Source organism: Pseudomonas sp. Pseusp15, assembly GCF_059492165.1.
Window position 1 is genome coordinate 4,441,278 of record NZ_CP168523.1, and the last position, 25,521, is coordinate 4,466,798.

At 59.7% G+C, this 25,521-nt stretch carries 20 protein-coding genes; 13 read left to right on the forward strand and 7 right to left on the reverse strand.

Going from position 1 to position 25,521, the window contains the following annotated elements:
• Nucleotides 1–8 precede the first annotated feature (8 nt).
• The 6 genes from ACEN8R_RS20150 (at nt 9) to ACEN8R_RS20175 (ending at nt 7,081) form a co-directional block, all read left to right on the forward strand.
• Nucleotides 9–1,442: an OprD family porin gene (locus tag ACEN8R_RS20150; protein ID WP_018929518.1), complete on the forward strand. Its 1,434-nt coding sequence runs from the start codon at nt 9–11 to the stop codon at nt 1,440–1,442.
• Between the two features lie 77 nt (nt 1,443–1,519).
• Entirely contained in the window at nt 1,520–3,115 is a 1,596-nt protein-coding gene (locus ACEN8R_RS20155) for an ABC transporter substrate-binding protein (protein WP_495624287.1), read from the forward strand.
• Between the two features lie 73 nt (nt 3,116–3,188).
• Complete coding sequence (locus ACEN8R_RS20160; protein WP_018929516.1) at nt 3,189–4,199, forward strand: ABC transporter permease subunit; 1,011 nt, start codon at nt 3,189–3,191, stop codon at nt 4,197–4,199.
• Nucleotides 4,200–4,210: 11 nt separating this feature from the next.
• Entirely contained in the window at nt 4,211–5,122 is a 912-nt protein-coding gene (locus ACEN8R_RS20165; protein ID WP_028939886.1) for an ABC transporter permease subunit, read from the forward strand.
• 10 nt (nt 5,123–5,132) lie between these two features.
• Nucleotides 5,133–6,101 carry an ABC transporter ATP-binding protein gene (locus ACEN8R_RS20170; protein WP_007941106.1) on the forward strand — a complete coding sequence of 323 codons (969 nt, stop codon included), beginning with the start codon at nt 5,133–5,135 and terminating at the stop codon, nt 6,099–6,101.
• Nucleotides 6,101–7,081 carry a peptide ABC transporter ATP-binding protein gene (locus tag ACEN8R_RS20175; RefSeq protein WP_018929514.1) on the forward strand — a complete coding sequence of 327 codons (981 nt, stop codon included), beginning with the start codon at nt 6,101–6,103 and terminating at the stop codon, nt 7,079–7,081. The genes ACEN8R_RS20170 and ACEN8R_RS20175 overlap by 1 nt, the downstream gene beginning before the upstream one ends.
• 112 nt (nt 7,082–7,193) lie before the next feature.
• On the opposite strand, the gene ACEN8R_RS20180 is transcribed toward ACEN8R_RS20175, so the two are convergent.
• Together ACEN8R_RS20180 and ACEN8R_RS20185 are read right to left on the reverse strand one after the other, a co-directional pair.
• Nucleotides 7,194–7,409 carry a hypothetical protein gene (locus ACEN8R_RS20180; protein WP_018929513.1) on the reverse strand — a complete coding sequence of 72 codons (216 nt, stop codon included), beginning with the start codon at nt 7,407–7,409 and terminating at the stop codon, nt 7,194–7,196.
• A gap of 293 nt (nt 7,410–7,702) precedes the next feature.
• Nucleotides 7,703–9,286, reverse strand: coding sequence for a peptide chain release factor 3 (locus ACEN8R_RS20185; RefSeq protein ID WP_064616153.1), 1,584 nt, complete (start codon nt 9,284–9,286; stop codon nt 7,703–7,705).
• A 360-nt stretch (nt 9,287–9,646) separates the two neighbouring features.
• Here ACEN8R_RS20185 and ACEN8R_RS20190 point away from each other — a divergent pair, with 360 nt between their 5' ends.
• The 5 genes from ACEN8R_RS20190 to ACEN8R_RS20210 all read left to right on the forward strand — a co-directional run bounded on the left by ACEN8R_RS20190 (nt 9,647) and on the right by ACEN8R_RS20210 (nt 14,787).
• Nucleotides 9,647–10,363, forward strand: coding sequence for an ABC transporter permease (locus tag ACEN8R_RS20190; protein WP_018929511.1), 717 nt, complete (start codon nt 9,647–9,649; stop codon nt 10,361–10,363).
• Between the two features lie 20 nt (nt 10,364–10,383).
• A complete protein-coding gene (locus ACEN8R_RS20195; RefSeq protein WP_495624288.1) occupies nt 10,384–11,286 on the forward strand; it encodes a glycine betaine ABC transporter substrate-binding protein in 903 nt (300 codons plus the stop codon).
• Between the two features lie 18 nt (nt 11,287–11,304).
• Entirely contained in the window at nt 11,305–11,958 is a 654-nt protein-coding gene (locus ACEN8R_RS20200; RefSeq protein WP_018929509.1) for an ABC transporter permease, read from the forward strand.
• Nucleotides 11,955–13,112, forward strand: a complete 1,158-nt coding sequence (locus ACEN8R_RS20205) for an osmoprotectant ABC transporter ATP-binding protein OsmV (RefSeq protein ID WP_495019949.1) — start codon at nt 11,955–11,957, stop codon at nt 13,110–13,112. Before ACEN8R_RS20200 ends, ACEN8R_RS20205 begins: the two co-directional genes overlap by 4 nt.
• Before the next feature lie 511 nt (nt 13,113–13,623).
• Nucleotides 13,624–14,787: a type III PLP-dependent enzyme gene (locus ACEN8R_RS20210; protein WP_018929507.1), complete on the forward strand. Its 1,164-nt coding sequence runs from the start codon at nt 13,624–13,626 to the stop codon at nt 14,785–14,787.
• A 91-nt stretch (nt 14,788–14,878) separates the two neighbouring features.
• Here the strand turns inward: ACEN8R_RS20210 and ACEN8R_RS20215 are convergent, their stop codons facing one another.
• Together ACEN8R_RS20215 and ACEN8R_RS20220 are read right to left on the reverse strand one after the other, a co-directional pair.
• Entirely contained in the window at nt 14,879–15,634 is a 756-nt protein-coding gene (locus ACEN8R_RS20215) for a tetratricopeptide repeat protein (protein WP_018929506.1), read from the reverse strand.
• Entirely contained in the window at nt 15,631–16,311 is a 681-nt protein-coding gene (locus ACEN8R_RS20220; RefSeq protein WP_018929505.1) for a Fe2+-dependent dioxygenase, read from the reverse strand. The genes ACEN8R_RS20215 and ACEN8R_RS20220 overlap by 4 nt, the downstream gene beginning before the upstream one ends.
• 206 nt (nt 16,312–16,517) lie before the next feature.
• On the opposite strand from ACEN8R_RS20220, the gene ACEN8R_RS20225 reads away from it, so the two are divergent.
• Together ACEN8R_RS20225 and ACEN8R_RS20230 are read left to right on the forward strand one after the other, a co-directional pair.
• Entirely contained in the window at nt 16,518–18,776 is a 2,259-nt protein-coding gene (locus tag ACEN8R_RS20225; protein WP_258613110.1) for a TonB-dependent receptor, read from the forward strand.
• 149 nt (nt 18,777–18,925) lie between these two features.
• Nucleotides 18,926–21,454 (forward strand): PepSY domain-containing protein, encoded by a 2,529-nt coding sequence (locus ACEN8R_RS20230; RefSeq protein ID WP_495624289.1) that lies wholly within the window; start codon nt 18,926–18,928, stop codon nt 21,452–21,454.
• Nucleotides 21,455–21,529: 75 nt separating this feature from the next.
• On the opposite strand, the gene ACEN8R_RS20235 is transcribed toward ACEN8R_RS20230, so the two are convergent.
• The 3 genes from ACEN8R_RS20235 to ACEN8R_RS20245 all read right to left on the reverse strand — a co-directional run bounded on the left by ACEN8R_RS20235 (nt 21,530) and on the right by ACEN8R_RS20245 (nt 25,519).
• Entirely contained in the window at nt 21,530–21,943 is a 414-nt protein-coding gene (locus ACEN8R_RS20235) for a hypothetical protein (RefSeq protein ID WP_155949117.1), read from the reverse strand.
• A 123-nt stretch (nt 21,944–22,066) separates the two neighbouring features.
• A complete protein-coding gene (locus ACEN8R_RS20240; RefSeq protein ID WP_495624290.1) occupies nt 22,067–23,617 on the reverse strand; it encodes an alkaline phosphatase D family protein in 1,551 nt (516 codons plus the stop codon).
• A gap of 162 nt (nt 23,618–23,779) precedes the next feature.
• Nucleotides 23,780–25,519, reverse strand: a complete 1,740-nt coding sequence (locus tag ACEN8R_RS20245; protein WP_495624291.1) for a PTS fructose-like transporter subunit IIB — start codon at nt 25,517–25,519, stop codon at nt 23,780–23,782.
• Nucleotides 25,520–25,521: the final 2 nt, after the last annotated feature.

Here is a 25,521-nt window from a genome sequence, read left to right on the forward strand (position 1 = left end):
CTTCACACATGAAACTGAGCAGCACCGCGTTATTGGCCTTGGCCATCAGCAGCGTGACCGCCACGGCTTACGCAGAATCCCAGAGCCAGGCGTTCACCCCGGTTACCGTGAATGAGAAAAGTGCTCAGAGTGAAGCCACTGGCTTCGTCGAAGGGCAGTCGATCACCGGTAGCACGCGTAACTGGTATGCCAACGAGCAACTGAAACGTGGCGGCACGTTCAGCTACAAGAAAGACGGTGTATCAACCCCGACTGATCGTCGTATCAACTGGGTTCAGGGCACCATCCTCAAGTACAACTCCGGCTTCACTCAAGGCACCGTAGGTTTCAGCACCGAAGTGGCGGCCTACAACGCCATCGCGCTGGATCGTGATCGCAAGGATCTGGCGTCCAACAACGGCGGCGCACCGGGAACCCGTCCTGGCGCGGGCAACAACCGTACCCTGACCGAAGAAGGTGGCGACGCCGTCGGCCAGTGGAGCAAACTGGGCCTGGCCAACGTCAAGGCCCGTGTCTCCAACACTACCCTGACCGCTGGCCGCATGAACTTCAGCAGCCCGATGGTCGATGTCATCGGTAACCGTGCGCTGCCTTCGAGCTTCGAAGGTGTGGCCATCCACAGCGAAGAGCTGAACAACCTGGCTTTCGACCTGGCCACCTTCGATCGCAACTCTCCGCGTACCGAAGAAAGCCAGCGTAAATTCCGCACCGAATACGCCAACGGCATCGTTGAAACCGATCACATCTACACCGGCGGTATCACCTACACCCCATTCGCCAGCCTGACCACCAGCCTCTGGGCGACCCAAGCCGAAGACATCTGGAACCAGTACTACTTCGGCGCCAGTCATGTGCTGGGCGACAGCCAGGTCCTGAGCCTGACCACCGGCCTGAACTACTACAAAACCCAGGAAGAAGGTAAAGCCCTCATAGGCAAAATCGACAACGACACCTACTCCCTGTCGTTCGGCCTGACCCACCAGGCCCACAGCCTGACCTTCTCCTACCAGGAAGTGAACGGTAACGAGTACTTCGACTACCTGCACGAAACCAACGGCATCTACCTGGCCAACTCCCTGCTGTCGGACTTCAACGGCCCGAACGAGAAGTCCTTCCAGATTGCCTACGGTCTGAACATGGCCGAATACGGCGTGCCAGGTCTGAAGTTCAACATCTACCAGGCACGTGGCTGGGGCATCGACGGTACTCACTACACCGGCAATGAAGGCGTAGCAGGCAAGGGTTACGACGGTATCCAGGCCCAGGATGGCGAAACCCATTACGAATACGGTATCGGTGCGACCTACGCCCTGCAGAGCGGCCCGCTGAAGGCCACCACTGTTCGCGCAACCTACACCGCGCACCGTGCCAGCGAAAACCAGGCGGATGGCAGCATCAACGAGTTCCGTCTCGTGACCACCATCCCGTTCAACATTTTGTAAAACGCACGCCGGCGGCTGACTCATGACGAGTCGGCCGTTCGGTTTTTTCCTGTTCAACCGATTGCAGAGGGTTCTTGATGAAAATGCTTCCCCTACGAGCGGCCATCGCTGCCGCATTGCTGAGTGTCGCTGTTGGCGTCTCGGCCAAACCCTTGGTGGTCTGTACCGAAGCCAGCCCGGAAGGCTTCGATATGGCCCAGTACACGACTGCAGTCACAGCCGACGCAGTGGCCGAAACCATCTTCAATCGCCTGGCGGACTTCAAGCCCGGCACCACTGAAGTGATTCCGGCGCTGGCCGAATCCTGGGACATCAGTGAAGACGGCCTGACCTACACGTTCCACCTGCGCAAAGGCGTCAAGTTTCACACCACCGATTACTTCAAGCCGACCCGCGACATGAACGCCGACGACGTGGTCTGGAGCTTCCAGCGTCAGCTGGACCCGAATCATCCATGGCACAAGCTGTCGAGCGTGGGCTTCCCGTACTTTGAGAGCATGGGCTTCAAGGAACTGCTCAAAAGCGTAGAGAAAGTCGACGACAACACGGTCAAGTTCACCCTGACCCGCCGCGAAGCGCCGTTCCTGGCCGACATTGCCATGGCCTTCTCCTCGATCTACTCCGCCGAGTACGCCGATCAACTGCTCAAGGCCAACAAGACCGGCGACCTGAACAACAAACCGGTCGGCACCGGCCCCTTCATCTTCCAGCGTTACGCCAAGGACGCTCAGGTCCGCTTCAAGGCCAACCCGGACTACTTCCGTGGCAAGCCACCGGCTGACGCGCTGGTCCTGGCGATCGCCACCGACAACAACGTGCGCCTGCAAAAACTCAAGGCCAACGAGTGCCAGATCGCGCTGTATCCGAAACCGGATGACATCCCTAGCATCAAGAAAGACACCAACCTGAAGGTTGATGAACTGAACGCGATGACCGTCTCCTATGTCGCCATGAACACCTCCCACAAGTACATGAGCGACGTGCGGGTGCGCAAAGCCATCGACATCGCGTTCGACAAAGAGGCTTATGTCAACGCGCTGTTCGGCAAAGGCAATGCGACGGTGGCGGTCAACCCGTACCCGGACACCCTGCTGGGCTACAACCATAAACTGACCAACCCGCCTCGCGACCTCGACAAGGCTCGTGCCCTGCTCAAGGAAGCCGGGGTACCGGAGGGCACCGTGTTCACCCTGTTCACCCGTAACGGCGGCGGCCCGACCAACCCTAATCCGATGCTCGGCGCACAAATGATGCAGGCAGATCTGGCCAAGGTCGGCATCAAGGTCGATATTCGTGTCATGGAATGGGGCGAGATGCTCAAGCGCGCGAAGAACGGCGAACACGATATGGTGTCCGCCGGTTGGGCAGGCGATAACGGCGACCCGGATAACTTCCTGACGCCTATGCTCAGTTGTGAGGCCGCCAAGAACGGCGAAAACTACGCTCGCTGGTGCAATGAAAAGTTCCAGGCGCTGATCGACGAAGCACGGGCCAAAGTGAACCCGGCTGAACGCACGGCGCTCTACGAACAGGCCCAGGACGTTTTCAATCAGGACCAGCCATGGATCAGCATGGCGCACACCCGCATGTTCACTGCAATGCGCACCAACGTAGAGGGTTATCACATTAGCCCCCTCACCACTAACAACTTCGCCACCACCCAGGTGAAGTAGATAAGAAACGCCCGGCATCGCTGACCCCAGCGATACCGGGCATGCCTAACCGGCTGATGAGGTACCACACAAGATGTTTAGTTTTATTGCCCGCCGATTGGGGTTACTGATCCCCACGTTCTTCGGCATCACCTTGTTGACTTTCGCGTTGATCCGCATGATTCCTGGCGACCCCGTGGAAGTGATGATGGGCGAACGTCGGGTCGACCCCGAAATGCATGCTCAGGCAATGGAACGCCTAGGTCTGAACAAACCGCTGTATGCCCAATACCTGGATTACATTGGCAAACTGGCCCACGGCGATCTCGGCGAATCCCTGCGTACCCGTGAAAGCGTCTGGACCGAGTTCAGCTCTCTATTCCCCGCGACCCTGGAACTGGCCTCGGCCGCCATGTTGTTCGCCGGCATCCTGGGCCTTCTGGCCGGGGTGATCGCGGCACTCAAGCGAGGGTCCCTGTTCGACCATGGGGTAATGGGTGTCTCCCTGGCGGGATACTCGATGCCGATCTTCTGGTGGGGCCTGATCCTGATCATGTTCTTCTCGGTGAGCCTGGGCTGGACCCCGGTATCCGGGCGGATCGACCTGCTCTACGACATCGAGCCACGCACCGGCTTCATGCTCATCGATACGTTGCTGGCCGATGACGTCGGAGCGTTCTTCGATGCCCTGCATCACCTGATCCTGCCAGCCATCGTGCTCGGCACCATCCCGCTGGCGGTGATTGCGCGGATGACCCGTTCGTCGATGCTCGAAGTGCTGCGTGAAGACTACATCCGCACCGCCCGCGCCAAAGGCCTGTCGCCATCGCGCGTGGTATTCGTGCACGGTCTGCGCAATGCGCTGATTCCGGTACTGACGGTGGTCGGCCTGCAAGTCGGCACGCTGCTGGCCGGCGCGGTCCTGACCGAAACCATCTTCTCCTGGCCCGGCATCGGCAAATGGCTGATCGAAGCCATTGGCGCACGGGACTATCCCGTGGTGCAGAACGGCATCCTGTTAATCGCCTGCCTGGTGATTCTGGTCAACTTCGTAGTGGACATCCTCTACGGCTTTGCCAACCCACGCATCCGTCATCAGCGCTGAGATCAATGACCATGACCACTCTCACTACACCGGTAGCAGTCGATCAAAGCCTGCTGTATCCGTCGCCCTACAAAGAATTCTGGCATGCGTTTTCCAGGAACAAAGGGGCCGTCGCCGGCCTGTTGTTCATGCTGCTGGTGATTTTCTGCGCGATCTTCGCCCCATGGGTCGCACCGCATAACCCGAGCGAACAGTACCGCGACTTCCTGCTGACCCCGCCCTCCTGGCTGGAAAGCGGGCATATCCAGTTCCTGCTGGGTACCGATGAACTCGGTCGTGACCTGCTGTCGCGTTTGATTCACGGCTCGCGCCTGTCCCTGCTGATCGGCTTGTCATCGGTGGTGATGTCGCTGATTCCAGGCATCCTGATGGGACTGTTCGCCGGGTTCTTCCCGCGCGTGCTCGGCCCGACCATCATGCGTCTGATGGACATCATGCTGGCCCTGCCGTCCCTGCTGCTGGCGGTGGCAATTGTCGCCATCCTCGGCCCTGGCCTGATCAACACCATTATTGCCATCGCCGTGGTTTCGTTGCCGTCCTATGTTCGTCTGACCCGCGCCGCGGTGATGGGCGAATTGAACCGCGACTACGTGACCGCCGCGCGCCTGGCCGGTGCCGGTCTGCCTCGCCTGATGTTCGTCACCGTGCTGCCCAACTGCATGGCGCCGCTGATTGTTCAGGCCACCTTGAGTTTCTCCTCGGCGATTCTCGATGCCGCGGCACTGGGCTTCCTCGGCCTTGGCGTACAACCGCCAACCCCTGAGTGGGGCACCATGCTGGCTTCGGCTCGCGACTACATCGAACGCGCCTGGTGGGTGGTGAGCTTGCCTGGTTTGACCATTTTGCTCAGCGTGCTGGCAATCAACTTGATGGGCGACGGCCTGCGCGATGCGCTGGACCCGAAACTCAAGAACGCCGCCTGAGGAGATTCAAATGTCACTGTTAGAAATCAAGAATCTCAACGTTCGCTTCGGCGACGCCAACGCCGTTCCGGTGGTCGATGGTCTCGACATATCCGTGGAAAAGGGCGAAGTGCTGGCCATCGTTGGCGAGTCGGGTTCCGGCAAATCCGTGACCATGATGGCGCTGATGGGCCTGATCGAGCATCCGGGGATCGTCACCGCCGACGCCCTGAATTTCGACGGCAAGAACATGCTCGCGCTCAGCAACCGTCAGCGTCGACAGATCGTCGGCAAAGACCTGGCCATGGTCTTCCAGGACCCGATGACCGCGCTGAACCCGAGCTACACCGTGGGCTTCCAGATCGAAGAAGTGCTGCGCCTGCACCTGAAAATGTCCAGGAAGGACGCTCGCAAGCGCGCCATCGAACTGCTGGAAAAAGTGGAAATCCCCGGCGCCGCCAGCCGTATGGATGCCTACCCGCATCAACTCTCCGGCGGCATGAGCCAGCGTGTTGCAATCGCCATGGCGATTGCCGGCGAACCAAAACTGCTGATCGCCGACGAACCGACCACGGCACTCGACGTAACGATTCAGGCGCAGATCATGGACCTGCTGCTGGCCCTGCAGAAAGAGCAGAACATGGGCCTGGTGCTGATTACTCACGACCTCGCGGTCGTGGCCGAAACCGCCCAGCGCGTGTGCGTGATGTACGCCGGCCAAGCGGTTGAAGTCGGTCAGGTGCCACAACTGTTCGACATTCCGGCGCACCCGTACAGCGAAGCGCTGCTCAAGGCCATTCCAGAACACAGCCTGGGTGCTGCGCGCCTGTCGACGCTACCGGGCATCGTTCCCGGTCGTTACGACCGTCCGCAAGGTTGCCTGCTGTCGCCGCGCTGCCCGTACGTGCAAGACAATTGCCGCACCCAGCGTCCGGCCCTTGACCAGAAAAGCAACAGCCTCGCCCGCTGCTTCTACCCGTTGAACCAGGAGGTGGCGTAATGGCCGTCGTACTTACCGCCCGCAACCTGACCCGTCACTACGAAGTGTCCCGTGGCCTGTTCAAGGGCCATGCGACCGTGCGCGCCCTCAACGGTGTGTCGTTCGAACTGGAAGCCGGCAAGACCCTCGCTGTCGTGGGTGAGTCCGGTTGCGGCAAATCCACCCTGGCCCGTGCCCTGACGTTGATCGAAGAGCCATCCTCCGGCTCGTTGAAAATCGCCGGGCAGGAAGTCGCCGGCGCCGACAAGGCTCAGCGCAAGCAACTGCGCAAAGATGTGCAGATGGTGTTCCAGAGCCCGTACGCGTCGTTGAATCCACGGCAGAAAATCGGTGATCAACTGGCTGAACCGCTATTGATCAACACCAACCTTTCCGCCGCCGAACGTCGCGAGAAAGTCCAGGCGATGATGAAGCAGGTGGGCTTGCGTCCCGAGCACTACCAGCGCTATCCGCACATGTTCTCCGGCGGTCAGCGCCAGCGGATCGCCCTGGCCCGCGCGATGATGTTGCAGCCGAAAGTGCTGGTGGCGGACGAACCGACCTCGGCGCTGGACGTGTCGATTCAGGCGCAGGTACTCAACCTGTTCATGGATTTGCAGCAAGAGTTCAACACCGCCTACGTGTTCATCTCCCACAACCTGGCGGTGGTACGCCACGTTGCCGATCACGTGATGGTGATGTACCTCGGCCGTCCGGTGGAAATGGGGCCGAAAGAGGACATCTACACCCGTCCCCTGCACCCGTACACCCAGGCGTTGTTGTCGGCGACGCCGACCATTCACCCGGATCCGGACAAGCCGAAAATCAAGATCGTCGGCGAACTGCCAAACCCGCTGAACCCGCCGTCCGGCTGCGCCTTCCACAAGCGTTGCCCGTACGCGACCGAGCGCTGTGCCATCGAAGAGCCGCTCCTGCGCCTGCTCGACACCCGCCAGGTAGCTTGCCACTACGCCGAGCAATTCCTCGACGGCGCGGCATAAAAAAACGCGCCCCGGATGCCGGGGCGCGCTTTTGCTGAGTTAACCAAACCCCTTCTGCCTCGATTGCGCATCAGTCAGGCAGACGGGGTTTTCTTTTGCCTGTCATTCAGGCTCAAGTGTCGTCTTCGTTGCTGTCTGGGTCGTCGGTCGAGTCGTCATCGTTCGAGCTACCCGATTCCGATGCGGCGAGCATCAGCTCGCTGTGCACGCCTTGCCCGCTCCAGGCCTGTTCATCATGATTCGTGCACTCCGCCCACGCCGCTGACGTGCCGAGGGATAGCATCACCAAAACCTTCAGCAGCAACACTATGCGTTGAATAATGCTCATAGCCGATTCCATCCTTTCTTGGGTGAAGCATGGGTGCCGGAATGGCGCAGAGAGAAATTTAGCGCGATTCTCCAGATAGGACGCTAACGAAGGTCGGGAAATGCCGTGAGAAGGGAGATTGGTTTCGAATAATGCCTATAACCAGATCAACTAAGTGATGCGGGCTCGCCGAGCACGGAAGGAAGAACCCTGTCGCACCCGGACAACCGAGTCGCTTCAGTGCGGTACACAGCCTAGACAATAAAAAGCCCCGAGACTCGCGCATCGGGGCTTTGGGGTTTGCAACTCAGCGCTTAGTGATGCTCACGCGTCGCACGGAATTTCACGTCCGGCCAGCGTTCTTCCATCAGTGCCAGGTTGACCCGGGTCGGGGCCAGGTAGGTCAGGTGACCGCCGCCGTCGAGGGCGAGGTTTTCCACAGCCTTGTTGGTGAATTCCTCAAGCTTCTTCTTGTCGCCGGACTCGATCCAGCGCGCGGAATACACGGTGATCGGCTCGTAGGAGCACTCGACCTTGTATTCCTCTTTCAAACGGCTGGCGACCACATCGAACTGCAGCACACCGACGGCGCCGAGAATGATGTCGTTGCTGCGCTCGGGGAAGAACACCTGGGTGGCGCCTTCTTCGGCCAGTTGCTGCAAGCCTTGACGCAGTTGCTTGGATTTCAGTGGATCGCGCAGGCGTACGCGACGGAACAGTTCCGGGGCGAAGTGCGGGATGCCGGTGAAACCCAGGGTTTCGCCTTCGGTGAAGGTATCGCCGATCTGGATGGTGCCGTGGTTGTGCAGGCCGATGATGTCGCCGGCGAACGCTTCTTCCAGTTGCTCACGCTCGGACGAGAAGAAGGTCAGCGCGTCGCCGATCCGCACGTCCTTGCCGGTGCGCACATGGCGCATCTTCATGCCTTTTTCGTACTTGCCGGAGCAAATGCGCATGAAGGCGATGCGGTCGCGGTGTTTGGGGTCCATGTTCGCCTGGATCTTGAACACGAAACCACTGAACTTCTCTTCCACCGGCTCGACGGTGCGCTCGTTGGCGACACGGGCCAGTGGTTGCGGTGCCCAGTCGACCACAGCGTCGAGCACGTGATCGACACCGAAGTTGCCCAGCGCGGTACCAAAGAACACCGGGGTCAGTTGGCCGTCGAGGAATTCCTGTTGATTGAATTCGTGGCAGGCGCCCTGCACCAGTTCCAGCTGCTCGATGAAACGCTCGTACTCGTCACCCAAGTGCGCGCGCGCTTCATCGGAATCGAGCTTCTCGATGATTTTGGTTTCGGTGCGCTCATGACCGTGGCCGGCGGTGTAGACGATGATGTAGTCGTCGGCGAGGTGATAAACACCCTTGAAGTCGCGGTAGCAACCGATCGGCCAGGTGATCGGCGCGGCCTTGATCTTCAGGACCGCTTCGATTTCGTCGAGCAGTTCGATCGGGTCGCGGATGTCACGGTCGAGTTTGTTGATGAAGCTGACGATCGGCGTGTCACGCAGACGGCAGACGTCCATCAGGGCGATGGTCCGTGGTTCTACACCCTTACCGCCGTCGAGGACCATCAATGCCGAGTCCACCGCAGTCAGGGTGCGGTAAGTATCTTCGGAGAAGTCTTCGTGGCCCGGGGTGTCGAGCAGGTTGATCATGTGGTCGCGATACGGGAACTGCATGACCGACGTGGTAATGGAAATACCCCGTTGTTTTTCCATTTCCATCCAGTCGGAGGTGGCATGGCGGTCGGACTTGCGAGATTTCACCGTGCCGGCAACCGCAATCGCCTTGCCCATCAGCAAGAGCTTCTCGGTGATGGTGGTCTTACCGGCATCGGGGTGGGAAATAATGGCGAAAGTGCGGCGTTTCGCGACTTCGGCGGCCTGTTTGGTCATGGGAAATCGCCTGGCGGTGATTCAAAAAAGGGCGGCGAGTATAGCTTAAAAAGTGATCTACGGACCACCACACACAGGAGCTGCCGATGGCCGTAATCAGCGCGGGCAGCTCCTTCTTGGTGGCTAAATGCTGCTGATTATGGAACCTTTTAAAAGCTGGAGACGTCCACTCCCCTGTTACGACCCATCGTCAGGGGCTGAAAAATCAGCAAGTTAGCCTGACGAGGCTGCGCTTATGGCTCGATTTCATGCGGTTTTATCAGCATGTAGAGCTGCTTCTCGCGAACGTTGTTTTCCCGGCAGCCAGGAATGGCATGCCACACGGGACTGCGTTCGCCGACTGAAAAAAGGAGTCTGCCTGTGGCTATTCGCTATGGCAAAGGGCTGACAGGAGGTGCGGTTGTCGTCGCTCTTCTGGCCCTGCTGGTCCACTGGATTGGCATCAACACGATCGAACAGTACCGCGACGATTTGTTGTTTTACCTGCAAGCTCATCTGATTCTTGTCCTCGCTTCCATGCTGGCCGCCCTTGTTGTGGGCATACCCGCCGGTATCTTCCTCAGTCGCCCGACCATGGTTGGACGCGCCGAACGCTTCATGCAGATCTTCAACATCGGCAATACCGTGCCGCCGCTCGCCGTACTGGCCATCGCCCTGGGCATCCTCGGCATCGGCAGCGGTCCGGCAATCTTCGCTCTGTTCCTGGCTTCGCTGTTGCCGATCGTGCGCAACACCTATGAAGGGCTGAAAAACGTTCAGGGTTCGCTCAAGGAAGCCGCCGTCGGCATCGGCATGACCCCGACTCAGGTGCTGTGCCGGGTCGAACTGCCGAACGCCGTGCCGATCATCATCGGTGGCGTGCGTGTGGCGCTGGCGATCAACGTCGGGACTGCGCCGCTGGCGTTCCTGATAGGCGCCAACAGCCTGGGCAGCCTGATTTTCCCCGGCATCGCCCTGAACAATCAGCCGCAACTGCTGCTCGGCGCGGCCTGCACCGCCCTGCTGGCCTTGCTGCTCGACGGACTGGTGACACTCGCCAGCCGCCTCTGGCTCGAACGCGGCCTGCGCCCGTCTTAAGCCTCGGCAAAGGAATTCTCATGAAGACATCAAGCTTTTTACTAGGCTGCGTTCTGCTGTTCGCAGGAATCGCCCAAGCCGCTGAAAAACCCGTGATCCGCATTGGCGCCCGGGTGTTCACCGAACAAACCCTGCTGGCGGAAATCACCTCCCAATACCTGCGCACCAAGGGTTACGACACCCAGGTGACCGGCGGCCTGGGCAGCAATCTGGCCCGCAGTGCTCACGAAAGCGGCCAACTGGACATGCTCTGGGAATACACCGGCGTCTCGCTGGTGGCTTACAACCATGTCACTGAAAAACTCGACAGCGCGCAGTCCTACGCCCGGGTGAAAGAACTCGACGAGAAAAAAGGCCTGGTCTGGCTGACTCCGTCGAAATTCAGCAACACCTACGCCCTGGCCCTGCCGGAAAAAACCGCGAAGGCTTACCCGCAGATCAACACCATCAGCCAGTTGAACGAGGTGTTGCAAGCCGAGGCGAAGACTAATCACCTCGTCGCTTTGGACACCGAATTCGCCAACCGTTCCGACGGCCTGGGCGGCATGGTTGATCTCTACGGCATGAACCTGACCCGCAACAACATTCGCCAGATGGATGCCGGGCTGGTCTACACCGCCTTGCGCAATGGCCAGGTGTTCGCCGGCCTGGTCTACACCACCGACGGTCGCTTGAACGCCTTCAAACTCAAGTTGCTCGACGACGACAAGCATTACTTCCCCGATTACACCGCCGCGCCGGTGGTGCGCCAGGCCTACCTCGATGCCCACCCGAAACTCGCCGAAGAGCTCAAGCCACTGGCCGAACTGTTCGACGACACCACCATGCGCCAGCTCAACGCACGGGTCGATGTCGATCACGAAAGCCCTTCATCCGTTGCCGCCGATTTCCTGCGCCAGCATCCACTGCTGTCTGTTCAATAAGGCAGAGGAGAAAAAGACATGGAATTTCTCAACGCCTTTTCCCATCTCGATTGGCCGCTAGTGCTGCACCTGACCTGGCAGCACATCACCCTGGTTGGCATCGCGGTAACGCTGGCGATTCTGGTCGGCGTGCCGCTGGGCATCCTGATGACCCGCTTCCCGACATTGGCCGGCCCGTTGCAAGCCAGCGCCACGGTTTTGCTGACCGTGCCGTCGATTGCGCTATTCGGCCTGCTGTTGCCGTTCTATTCCAGGTTCGGCCAGGGCCTGGGCCCGATGCCGGCAATCACCGCCGTGTTTCTCTATTCGCTGCTGCCGATCATGCGTAACACCTACCTGGCGCTGACCGGCGTGGAACCCGGCATTCGCGAAGCCGCCCGGGGTATCGGCATGACCTTCGGTCAGCGCCTGCGCATGGTCGAACTGCCGATTGCCGTGCCGGTGATCCTCGCCGGTGTCCGCACCGCCGTAGTGATGAACATCGGCGTGATGACCATCGCCGCCACCATCGGCGCCGGTGGCCTCGGTGTACTCATCCTCGCTTCCATCAGCCGCAGCGACATGTCGATGCTGATCGTCGGCGCGGTGCTGGTCAGTCTCCTGGCCATCTTCGCCGACCTGCTTCTGCAATGGCTGCAACGCACGCTGACTCCAAAAGGACTGCTCAAATGATCGAACTTCAAAACCTCAGCAAGACCTTCCAAAGCAACGGCAAAGATGTGAAAGCCGTGGACTCGGTGAGTCTGACCGTCAATGAAGGCGAGATCTGCGTGTTCCTCGGGCCATCGGGCTGCGGCAAGAGCACCACGCTGAAAATGATCAACCGGTTGATCAAACCGACTTCGGGCAAGATCCTGATCAACGGCGAAGACACCACCGACCTCGACGAAGTGACCCTGCGCCGCAACATCGGTTATGTGATCCAGCAGATCGGTCTGTTCCCGAACATGACTATCGAGGAAAACATCACCATCGTTCCGCGCCTGCTCGGCTGGGACAAACAGAAATGCCACGACCGCGCCCGCGAGTTGATGAGCATGATCAAGCTTGAACCCAAGCAATACCTGACTCGCTACCCCCGTGAATTGTCCGGCGGCCAACAACAGCGGATCGGTGTGATTCGAGCACTGGCGGCGGATGCGCCGCTGTTGTTGATGGACGAACCGTTCGGCGCGGTCGACCCGATCAACCGCGAAATGATCCAGAACGAGTTCTTCGAGATGCAACGGGCGCTGAACAAGACCGTGATCATGGTCAGCCATGACATCGACGAAGCCATCAAGCTCGGTGACAAAATCGCGATTTTCCGCGCCGGCAAGCTGTTGCAGATCGACCACCCGGACACCTTGCTCGCGCATCCGGCGGACGATTTTGTCAGCAACTTCGTCGGCCAGGACAGCACGCTCAAACGCTTGCTGCTGGTGAAGGCTGAAGATGCGGCGGACAACGCGCCGTCGGTGAGCCCGGAAACCCCGGTGGCCGAAGCCCTGGAATTGATGGACGAACTGGACCGGCGCTACGTAGTGGTGACCTGTGCCGAGAACAAGGCCTTGGGCTACGTGCGCCGTCGCGACCTGCATCGCCAGACAGGCACCTGCGCGCAATACCTGCGCGAGTTCAACGCCACCGCGGCGTACGACGAGCATTTGCGCATCCTGCTGTCGCGCATGTACGAGTTCAACCGCTCGTGGCTGCCGGTGATGGACGCCGAGCGGGTGTTTCTCGGTGAGGTGACTCAGGAATCGATTGCCGAATACCTGAGCTCCGGTAAGTCCCGTGGGGGCAAGACCAGCATTGTTTCGCCAGCGGAAACTGCGTTGACCTGACTTGTATGAGGCTCTAGTGCTTTTGTGGCGAGGGAGCTTGCTCCCGTCCGGCCGCGAAGCAGTCGTGAAGTCAGCCGATGCGATCCTTCTGAAGAACCGCATTGCCTGATTTTGGGGGCGCTACGCGCCCCAGCGGGAGCAAGCTCCCTCGCCACAAAAGCCAACCAAGCTCCCTTCTAAAATCCTTGTCTTGGGAACATCACACTGTCACGCAGGTCGGTTACATCAGTAGCTGTCAGGGACCGCACGACGGAAGCGTGCAAAAACGCGACATTTTTTGTTGATCTCAAGCCCCTCACGCCCTAAAGTTCGCGCCGAACGTCCATGCTGGAAACGATCCATCCGGCTCAAGTACTGACGACGAGACAGCAAGGCCAAGGGAATCTGCATTTCCCATGGCCTTTTTGCTTTCGGCGACATGCCTTGGGAAGTAGGCGAACCAAAGTGGGGATACGGAGGGCGTTCATTTGCACCCATTGATAATTTCAGTTTGCCAGTAGGAGTTCCCAGCATGTCGATCAACGTCGAAGACTATTTCGCGCGCGAAACCTTCCAGAAAATGAAGGCCTTCGCCGACAAACAAGAAACCCCGTTCGTGGTGATCGACACCGCGATGATCGCCCAGGCCTATGACGACCTGCGTGCCGGTTTCGAATTTGCCAAGGTCTACTACGCGGTCAAGGCCAACCCGGCCGTGGAAATCATCGACCTGCTCAAAGAGAAAGGCTCGAGCTTCGACATCGCCTCGATCTATGAGCTGGACAAAGTGCTGAGCCGTGGCGTCAGCGCCGACCAGATCAGCTACGGCAACACCATCAAGAAATCCAAAGACATTCGCTACTTCTACGACAAGGGCGTGCGCCTGTACGCGACCGACTCCGAAGCCGACCTGCGCAACATCGCCAAGGCAGCTCCGGGCTCGAAAGTCTACGTGCGTATCCTGACTGAAGGCTCGACCACTGCCGACTGGCCTTTGTCGCGCAAATTCGGCTGCCAGACCGACATGGCCATGGACCTGCTGATCCTGGCTCGTGACCTGGGCCTGGTGCCATACGGCATCTCGTTCCACGTCGGTTCGCAGCAGCGCGACATCAGCGTCTGGGACGCGGCAATCGCCAAGGTCAAAGTGATCTTCGAACGCCTGAAAGAAGAAGACGGCATCCACCTGAAGCTGATCAACATGGGTGGCGGCTTCCCGGCCAACTACATCACCCGCACCAACAGCCTGGAGACCTACGCTGAAGAAATCATCCGCTTCCTGAAGGAAGACTTCGGCGACGACCTGCCGGAAATCATCCTGGAGCCGGGCCGTTCGCTGATCGCCAACGCCGGCATTCTGGTCAGCGAAGTGGTGCTGGTGGCGCGTAAATCCCGTACCGCTGTAGAGCGTTGGGTGTACACGGATGTGGGCAAGTTCTCCGGCCTGATCGAAACCATGGACGAAGCCATCAAGTTCCCGATCTGGACCGAGAAGAAAGGCGAGATGGAAGAAGTGGTCATCGCCGGCCCGACCTGCGACAGCGCTGACATCATGTACGAAAACTACAAGTACGGTTTGCCGCTGAACCTGGCGATCGGTGATCGTTTGTACTGGCTGTCGACCGGTGCGTACACCACCAGCTACAGCGCCGTCGAGTTCAATGGCTTCCCGCCGCTGAAATCGTTCTACGTGTAAGCACTGCACGCAGAAATCAAAAAGCCCATGACGTGTCATGGGCTTTTTTGTGCCTGCGCTGATCGCTCCCACACGGGGGCGTGGGAACGATCTATCCTGGCGTCAGCTCTCGAGCACGCTGTTGATACTCGGTAGCCAGCCCATGAATTCTTGGATCGGTCGACGTCAATAGCGCCTTGTTCGCCACCCGCAAGAAATTCAAATTCCCGCCGTCCAAGGCCTTGCGTAACCAGACCAACGCCTCGTCGACCTTGCCTTCATCCGCCAACATCGCCGCATAACTGAACTGACCGCGAAAATCCCCTCCTTCAGCCGAGCGTCGATACCAGTCACGGGCAGCGTGCGGATCTGCCGGGCAATCGCGCCCCTCTTCCAGGTATCGCCCCAGCAGGTTCATCGACTTTGCGTGGCCCAATTCAGCGGCATGCCGATAGAGATTCAGCGCTTGCGCCTGATCCTCGACCACCCCGCGCCCGGTAGCCAGCAGATTGGCGTAGTTGTACATCGCCCAATCCAGTCCTGCCTCGGCGGCGAGGCGATAATGCCCCGCGGCGCTCGTGGCGTTGGCGGTGCACCCCCAGCCATGTTCATGGCAACGACCAAGCATGTTGCGCGCCATCAAGTGCCCGCGCTGAGCCGCAATCTCGAACCAGCGCAGCGCCAGCGGCTGATCCCGCTCGATACCCCGCCCGTCCAGCAAAATCTGTCCCAGCAAGGCCTGGGCATCCAGCACACCTTCACGGGCGGCGATCAGAATCGCCTGGGCTGCGCGCGCCGGGCTTTCCTCCAGCATGGCCTTGAGGCGATCACCGTCGAGGACTTCCTCGCGGCGCAATTGATAACTCATACCTCGACCCAGCGACGCAACAGGTTGTGGTAAGTACCGGTCAGGCGGATCAATGAAGGATGGTCGGGCATGTCCTGGGTCAGTTGCTGAATCGCCCCGTCCATCTCGAACAGCAAAGCGCGCTGGTTGTCTTCACGCACCAGGCTTTGCGTCCAGAAAAACGATGCGTAGCGGGTTCCACGCGTGACGGCGTTGACCTTGTGCAGGCTGGTGCCGGGATACAGGACCATATCGCCGGCCGGCAATTTCACGCGCTGAGTGCCGAAGGTGTCCTGGATTTCCAGTTCGCCGCCGTCGTAATCCTCCGGGTCACTGAAGAACAGCGTCGCCGACAGGTCGGTGCGCACCCGCTCGATGCTGCCCTTGGGCTGACGCACGGCATTGTCGATATGGAAGTCGAAACTGCCACCGGCGGTGTAACAGTTCAACAACGGAGGGAAGACCTTGTGCGGTAATGCCGCTGACATGAACTGCGGATTTTTCCACAACCGCTCGAGCATCGCCGCACCGATTTCCTTGGTCAACGGATGTCCTTCAGGCAATTGCAGATTGTGCTTGGCCTTCGCCGACTGATAACCGGCGGTAATTTTGCCATCGGCCCAATCCGCCTGCGCCAGGGCCTCGCGAATGCGCTGCACTTCTTCTTTCGCGAACACGCCGGGAATGTGCAACAACATGGAAAGACACCTGAAAGCAAAGGGACGTTAATGGTATTGATTCTTATTACTTATGTAAAACCCAAGAGACGAATGAAACCGCAAAAACCGTAAAGGCAAATTGTAAAGAATGTAAATTCGTTGCGAATAGCAACGTTTCGCAATTGATACAGATACGTATTTACTCTACATTCCGCGACCTCAAATCCTTGGGGAGGGGAATTCACATGTCACGCCAACAACCACAATCAACGGTCAGTTCACCGCGTTTGCTCGCGTCTGCAATTGGCGTGGCGATCACCGCCGGCTCTGCGGGCCACATGGTTTTCGCGGCCGAGAAGACCGACGAAAAAGCACCCGGCAATGCGATATCCCTGGACGCGACCAGCGTTGTAGGCGAGCAGGATGACACCTCCTACAAGACCGATACCTCGGCCTCCAAGAAGTACACCGCGCCACTGCGCGAGACGCCGAAAAGCGTCACCGTGATCCCGCAACAAGTGATTCGCGACACCGGCGCCACCAGCCTGGTCGACGCCCTGCGCACCACCCCGGGTATCACCTTTGGTGCCGGCGAGGGCGGCAACCCGGCCGGTGATCGTCCGATCATTCGCGGCTTCAACGCCGAAAGCGATGTGTTCATCGACGGCATGCGCGACGTGGCGTCCCAGAGCCGCGAGATCTTCAACGTTGAATCGATCGAAGTCAGCAAGGGCCCGGGATCAGCCTTCACCGGCGCCGGATCCACCGGTGGCAGCCTGAACCTGGTGAGCAAGACCGCCAAGCTGGGCAATGCCTACAACGGCGGCTTCACCTGGGGTTCGGACCAGACCAAGCGCACCACCCTCGACCTGAACCAGCAAATGACCGACACCTCGGCGTTCCGGCTGAACCTGATGAAGCACGAAGCCAACGTCGCCGGGCGTGATGCCGTGGACGTCAGTCGCTGGGGCGTGGCACCGTCCTTCGCCTTCGGCCTGGGCACCGACACCCGCTTGACCGTCGGCTACTACCACGTCGAAACCGACGACATGCCCGACTACGGCATCCCGTTGACCCTGAGCCCCAACCGCAGCAAGTACAACGTCGACAAGCCGGCCAACGTCAACCGCGACAACTTCTACGGCCTCACCGGCCGCGACTATCGCCAGACCAGTAACGACAGCGGCACGATCAAGCTCGAGCACGATCTGAACGATAGCCTGACCGTGTCGAACAGCTTTCGCATGTCCCGTTCAACCCTGGACTACATCGTCACCAACCCTGACGACAGCAAGGGCAACGTGGCCAACGGCAGTGTCTACCGTGGCGCGAAGAGCCGTAACTCGACGTCCAGCGGCTGGATCAACCAGACCGACCTGAGTGCCAAATTCAACACCGGCGCCATCGAGCACAGCCTGGTGACCGGTCTGGAGTTTTCCTATCAGGACACCCACAACCGCCCGTACCTCCTGACCTCCAGCGCCAACGGCACCCGGTGCAACCGTGCCCTGTTCAACTCCGGCGACTGCACCAGCCTGTACAACCCGACACCTGGGGATAACTGGAACGGCACGATCACCGACAGCAACGCCTTCACCGACACCGACACCAAGACCGCCGCGGCCTACGTGTTCGACACCCTGAAGTTCAACGAGCAATGGTCCCTGAACCTGGGCCTGCGTTATGACAACTACCAGGTCGAATCCAGCGGTTTCGCCAACGCCAGCAGCACGGCTCCAGCGGGCAGTTTCTCCCGTCAGAACACCAGCGACCTGGTGAACTACCAGATCGGCGTGGTCTACAACCCACTGCCAAACGGCAGCATCTATGCCGCCTACTCGACGTCCAGCAACCCGGCCGGCGAAACCAGCGGCAACGGTGGCCTGGAACTGGCGGCGAACAACAGCAGTCTGGACCCGGAAAAGAACCGCAACTACGAGGTCGGCACCAAGTGGGACTTCTTCGGTGACGACCTGTCGCTGACCGCCGCACTGTTCCGCACCGAGAAAACCAACGCGCGTATCAACGATCCGGACGGCGGCACCACCCAAGTGCTGGACGGCGAACAGCAGGTCAATGGCCTGGAACTGACCTACACCGGCAAGCTGACCCGTAACTGGCGAGTCTTCGGCGGCTACACCTACATGGACAGCGAAGTGGTCAAAACCACCCTCGCCGCCGATGAAGGCAACCACATGCCAAGCACCCCACGGAACAACTTCACGTTCTGGTCGACCTACGACCTGGTGCCGGACAAGTTGACCGTCGGTGCCGGTGCGACCTTCGTCGATTCCCAGTTCGGCAACGTCGCCAACTCGGTGGAGATCCCGTCCTACTGGCGTTACGACGCGATGGCCAGCTACCGCCTGACCAAGAACGTCGACCTGCAACTCAATGTACAAAACCTGGCCGACAAGCGTTACTTCGACCAGGTATTCCAGACGCACTACGCCCACGTGGCGCCGGGCCGCACTGCTCTGCTGAGTGCCAACTTCCACTTCTGATAACAGAAGCGTGAAGACCAAAGCGCTCAGGCAAAAGCCCCGTTCATCAAAGTGAACGGGGCTTTTGCGTGTAAAAAAGAATGCTTCTCGACAACTCACGGCATAATGCGCGCCGTGATGATGACTTTTGAACGAACAAGGCGAGCGACGTGTTGAAGAAATCCCTGTTCCAGTTGCACTGGTTTTTCGGCATCAGCGCCGGACTGGTCCTGGCCCTGATGGGCATTACCGGGGCGGCAGTATCGTTTCAGGATGAAATCCTGCGAACGCTGAACCCCTCCGTGCTGCACGTCGAGAAGCAGATCGCCGGCGTGCTGCCACCGGCCGAACTGGTGGAGAAAATCGAAAGCGCTTCGGGCAAGATCGTCTCTATGCTCTGGGTCGAGACCGACAGCGGCAATGCTGCGCGGGTGATCTTCACGGCGCCGCCCGGCGAACGTCGCGGGCAGATGCGTTATTTCGACCCGTACACCGCCGAGTTCATGGGCGACGTCACCGGCCAGGACTTCTTCGACCTGATGCTGCAGTTGCACCGCTTCCTCGCCATGGGTGATACCGGCCGGCAGATCACCGGCGCCTGCACGCTGATTCTGGTGTTCTTCTGCCTGTCCGGCCTGTACCTGCGCTGGCCGCGCCAGTGGAAAAGCTGGCGCGCCTGGCTGACGCTGGACTGGAAGAAAAAGGGTCGCAGCTTCAATTGGGACCTGCACTCGGTGGCCGGTACCTGGTGCCTAGTGTTCTACCTTTTGGCGGCACTGACCGGGTTGTCCTGGTCGTACGAGTGGTACAACAAAGGTCTGACCAGGCTGCTGTCCGACTCGCCGCAAAACGAGCGGGTTCGCAGTGGTCGCGGCCCTGCGCCAAGCGGCCCGGCCCCCACCGCCGATTACGCCGCCATGTGGAGCAGCATCTACAGCGCCGCCGGCCCTGGTCTTTCGTCCTACAACGTTCGGATGCCGCCAGTGGCCGGGCAACCGGCAACCGTGTTCTACCTGCTGAAGGATTCACCCCACGACCAGGCACGGAACCAGATCACCCTCGATCCGGTGACCGGCGCCGTCAGCCGTCATGACCGTTACAGCGACAAGAGCCTCAAGGCGCAGTTGCTGACCAGTATTTATGCACTGCACGTCGGCAGTTATTTCGGGCTGGTCGGGCGGATCATCCTGACCATCACCGCGCTGAGCATGCCGCTGTTTTTCGTCACGGGCTGGTTGCTGTACCTGGACCGCCGACGCAAGAAACGTCAGATCAAGGATGCCCGTAAAGGCCTTGAGCAACCGGGTAGCGACGCACCGGCATGGCTGATCGGCTTCGCCAGCCAGAGCGGGTTTGCCGAGCAGCTCGCCTGGCAGACTGCCGGGCAATTGCAGGCCGCCGGATTACCGGTGAAGGTTCAACCGCTGGCCGATGTCAGCGAACAGGACCTGCAAAATTCCAGCAACGCACTGTTTGTGGTCAGCACCTTCGGCGACGGAGAAGCGCCGGACAGCGCCCGCGGTTTCGAACGCAAAGTGCTGGGGCGTGCACCGAGTCTTAAAAGCCTGAACTATGCCGTGCTCGGCCTCGGTGACCGCCAGTATCAACACTTTTGCGGCTTCGCCCGTCGCTTGCACACCTGGCTGGGCGAGCACGGCGGCAAGACTTTGTTCGCCCCGGTTGAAGTCGACGGTGGCGACCCTTACGCCCTGCGTCACTGGCAACAGCAACTCGGCCTGCTGACGGGTCAGGCACCGATCGACACCTGGCAAGCACCCAGCTACGACAACTGGACCCTGACCCGCCGTGAGCTGATGAACCCGGACAGCAGCGGTGCTCCCGTGTATTTGCTGGGCCTCACAGCCCCCAGTACCAGCAGTTGGCTGGCCGGTGATCTGGTGGAAGTGCTGCCGCGCAATGGTGCGTGGGCGATCGAGCATTTCCTCGAGGGCCTGGGAATTGACGGTCGGGCCACGGTTGAACTCGATGGCCTGGCGCAGTCTCTGGAACAAGCCCTGGCCAGCCGCCAACTGCCCGAAAACCGCGCTCATCTGGTCGGCCTGCACGCGCAAGCGCTGGTGAACGCGCTGGTGCCACTGGCCCTGCGTGAATACTCCATCGCCTCGATCGCCGCCGACGGCGTGCTGGAATTGATCGTGCGTCAGGAATTGCACCCCGATGGCAGCCTGGGCATCGGCTCCGGCTGGTTGACCGAACACGTGCCTGTGGGCAGTCACGTCAGCCTGCGGGTACGGCGCAACAGTGGTTTCCATCTGCCAAACGAACCGGTGCCGATGATTCTGCTGGGCAACGGCACCGGGTTGGCCGGGCTGCGCAGCTTGCTCAAGGCACGGATTGCCGACGGGCAGCAGCGTCACTGGCTGCTGTTTGGCGAGCGTAATCGCGAACACGATTTTCTGTGCCGTGCCGAGCTGGAAGAATGGTTGATCAACGGTGATCTGGCGCGTCTGGACCTGGCGTTTTCCCGCGATCAGGCCGAGAAATTTTATGTACAGGATCGCCTGCGCGAATCTGCCGGTGAGCTGAAGAAATGGCTGGCCGATGACGCCGTGATTTACATCTGCGGCAGTTTGCAGGGGATGGCGTCAGGGGTGGACCAAGTGCTTAACGACGTGCTGGGTGCGGATGAAGTCGAGCGCCTGATCGAACAGGGCCGCTACCGCCGCGACGTTTACTGAGAGCATGAAGAAATTAATCCTGACGTTACGTTAAGAACATAGCGTCAGGATTAGCCGAATCACTAAAAACAAAACTCAAGGAGCCTTTAAAGGATCGTTGTTTATCACTCGTTTTTTAGTGTTCAAATATAGATCGAGATTTTTAATTTCACGTGGAGCAGGGCATTGAGCTTTAGAACAGTCGAACTCGCGGCACATCTTGTCACAATCATAAGACTTTACATTTCCCAGCTCATCAACAATGCAGGTGTCGCTGGTTCCACTCCGAAAAGCACCGTCACGATCATTATCTCTCCCGAACAAAATGCAATAAGCATCACCTGGCATACCGCCCCAGCAGAGATAACCACCGACTAATGCCCATTCTCCATTACATATACCTGCATTGGTTTCATTAGTATTTTTGCATGCAGTAAGAAAAATCGTACAAAAGATCAAGGATACAACGATCTTCCATGACAATCTTTGTTGCCCATTAAACAGCCTCATCATTAGCGCCTCGGTTGGTTTTAGATTTCAGTCTAAATAAAACCAACCAAATAACACCTGTTAGAAATAACAGTAAATTATATTCATTGGCTATAATCCGACAGGGTTCTTAGCCTGCAACTCTCACCCCGCTTGGACCGGTTGCAACTTCTGCTCGAATACCGACACCCCATCCAAATCCCGCAACACCACACTCATGTCCCCGGTCTGCCCGTCAATATTCACCTCGCCAAAAAACTGAAACCCGGCAAACGGCGAGGTGTTCTGCGCCGCTGGCGCCTTCTGGAACACCACCTCGGGGCCGAAGGTTTTATCCAGCGCATTCGGCCCGAAGCTCCCCGCATTCAGCGGCCCCGCGACAAATTCCCAGAACGGCTCGAAGTTCTGGAACGCCGCGCGATCAGGATGGTAATGGTGCGCCGCGCAATAATGCACATCCGCCGTCAGCCAAACGAAATTGCGCACCTGCTGCGCTCGCAGAAAGCCCAGTAATTCAGCGATCTCCAGTTCACGGCCCTGAGCCGGGCCTGGATCACCGTTGGCCACCGCCTCCCAACGCGCCACACCGGGGCTGACTTCGCCGTCCGGGACGCCGAGGCCGATGGGCATGTCGGCGGCGATGACTTTCCATTGAGCCTGGGAGCCTTTCAATTCACGTTTGAGCCAGTCCAATTGTTCGCGACCGAGAAACGGCTTGGCGGCACCGAGGTTGTCGTCGTTGGCACCTCGGTAGCTGCGCATGTCGAGCACGAACACATCGAGCATCGGCCCGTAACTCAGCTTGCGATAAATCCGCCCGCCACCGTCGGCGCTCTGCAAACGCATCGGCGCATATTCCAGCCAGGCCTGCCGTGCGCGGCCCACCAGGCTGTGGATATCTTTGCTCTTGTAGCGATCATCCAGTTGCTTGCCCGGCGACCAGTTGTTCACCACTTCGTGGTCGTCCCACTGCCAGATCTGCGGCACTTCGGCGTTGAAGCGACGGACGTTTTCGTCCATCAGGTTATAGCGGTAATTGCCGCGATACTCGTCGAGGGTTTCGGCGACTTTGCTCTTGGCTTCGCTGGTGATGTTGCGCCACACCCGGCCGCTTTCGGTGGTCAGTTGCGCCGGCACCGGGCCGTCGGCGTAGATGGTGTCACCGCTGTGGATAAAAAAGTCCGGCAGGCGCAGACGCATGGCTTCGTAGATGCGCATGCCGCCGATGTCCGGGTTGATGCCGAAGCCTTGGCCAACCGTGTCGCCACTCCAGACGAAACGAATATTCCGCCGAGCGCTGGGCACACTGCGCAGATGGCCGAACCACGGTTCGCTGGCGACACCGCTCTGGGCGTCTTCGAACGTCACGCGGTAGAAAATTGCCTGATCGGCAGGCAGGCCGGTGAGTTCGACCCGAGCGGTGAAATCGGTGCCGGCATCGGCCAATGGCGAGACGAATCGACGAGGGTTGCTGAACAGGCTGCGCGTGTCCCATTCCACCACCATCCGCGCCGCACGATCGCTACGGCTCCAGATCATCGCCCGGTCGCCCAACAGGTCGCCGGACTGCACACCATCGGTGAGTTGCGGCCGATCCTTGACCGATGCAATCACCGCCGGCGCCAGCCCGGGCAGCAACAGCCCGGCTCCGACAGCTTGTATGACACGACGGCGGCCGAGGTCGAATTCGCTCATGGTGCTCTCCCTGAAAAAGGAAAACTAAAGCATGGCCGCATGAATCAGGTATGACACAAAAAAGATCGCACCCTCCAGCAGCTCCAGGCTCGATGTACGCCGCCATATCGCGGTCGAACACTGTTCTGGCCGGAAGCTGCCAAAGGCTGCGATCTTTGGCTGTTAAGCGTTAGCCGGCTCCAGCGCCAGTTCCACTGTTTCCGGTCGCTTGAGCACCGAATACACCACCGCCGTCAGCAGACTCCCGGCCACGATCGCCAGCAGATACAACAGCGCATGGTTGATCGCATTCGGAATCAGCATCACAAACAATCCACCGTGCGGCGCCATGAGTTTGCAGCCGAAGTACATCGACAACGCGCCGGTCAGCGCACCGCCGGCGATGCTCGCCGGAATCACCCGCAGCGGGTCTTTGGCCGCGAACGGAATCGCCCCTTCGGAGATAAAGCACAGCCCCAGCACCAGCGCCGCTTTACCGGCCTCGCGTTCCGTCTGGGCGAACTTGCGCCGGGCAATCAACGTGGCGATGCCCAGGCCAATCGGCGGCACCATGCCGGCGGCCATGGTCGCGGCCATCGGTGCATAACTCTGCGATGCCAGCAGCCCCACCGAAAACGCGTAAGCCGCCTTGTTGATCGGCCCACCAAGGTCGACGCACATCATGCCGCCCAGCAGCACACCGAGCAGAATTGCGTTGGTGGTGCCCATGCTGTCGAGGAAATGGGTAAGCCCCGCAAGCATCCCGGCCACCGGCTTGCCAACCACGTAGATCATCACCAGACCGGTAAACAGGCTCGCCAGCAACGGAATGATCAGGATCGGCTTCAGCGCCTCAAGACTTTGCGGCAAGCGCGCATAACGGTTGATCGCCTGGGCCGCATAGCCGGCGATGAAACCAGCAATGATCCCGCCGATGAAACCGGCACCGAGCGTGCTCGCCAGCAAACCACCGATCATCCCCGGCGCCAGGCCCGGACGGTCAGCGATCGAGTAGGCGATATAACCCGCCAGCAGCGGCACCATCAGTTTGAACGCGCTCTCGCCGCCGATCTGCATCAGCGCCGCTGCGAGCGTGCCTTGCTCCTTGAACGCGGTGATGCCGAACACGAAGGACAAGGCAATCATCAGACCGCCCGCCACCACCATCGGCAACATGTACGAGACACCGGTCAGCAGGTGTTTGTAGATACCGGTCTTCTCTTGCTTGGCCGGACCTTTGGCGCCGGTCGCAGCGCTTTCCTGCTTGCCTTCGGCCAGGGCTTTGTTCAGCGTCGCTTCGGCCTGTTTCAGGGCGATGCCTGTGCCGCAGCGGTAGATTTTCTTGCCGGCGAAACGCTCGGTGGCAACTTCGATGTCTGCCGCCAGCAGCACCACGTCGGCATTGGCAATCGCCTCTGCACCAAGCGGATTGCGTGCGCCGACCGAGCCCTGGGTTTCCACTTGCAGGTCGTAACCCAGACGCTTGGCCGCTTGCTGCAAGGCTTCGGCGGCCATGAAGGTGTGGGCGACACCGGTCGGGCACGCGGTGACGGCCACCAGGCGTGGCGCCTGTTTAGCAACCGCGGCAGGTTCAGCGGTGGCTGCGGGCGCGACGTAAACCTCGGCTTCCTCTACCCCACGGCGCAGCACCGCTTCGACATCTTGCAGAGCCTGGGCCGGGGTGCTCTGGAACACCCGTTTGCCGATAAACCGTGACATATCCACCGGTGCGCTGGTGACCAGCAACACCCACTCGGCGGCCTCGATGATCGCCGCCGACAATTGACGTTCCGGATGGGCTGCATCCACGACTTCGACACTGGTGCTCCAGCCCTGACGCTGGGCCGCTGCATCGAGCAGACGAGCACACAGCACACTGGTGACCATGCCGTTCGGGCAGGCCGTAACAATGGCTAATTTCATTG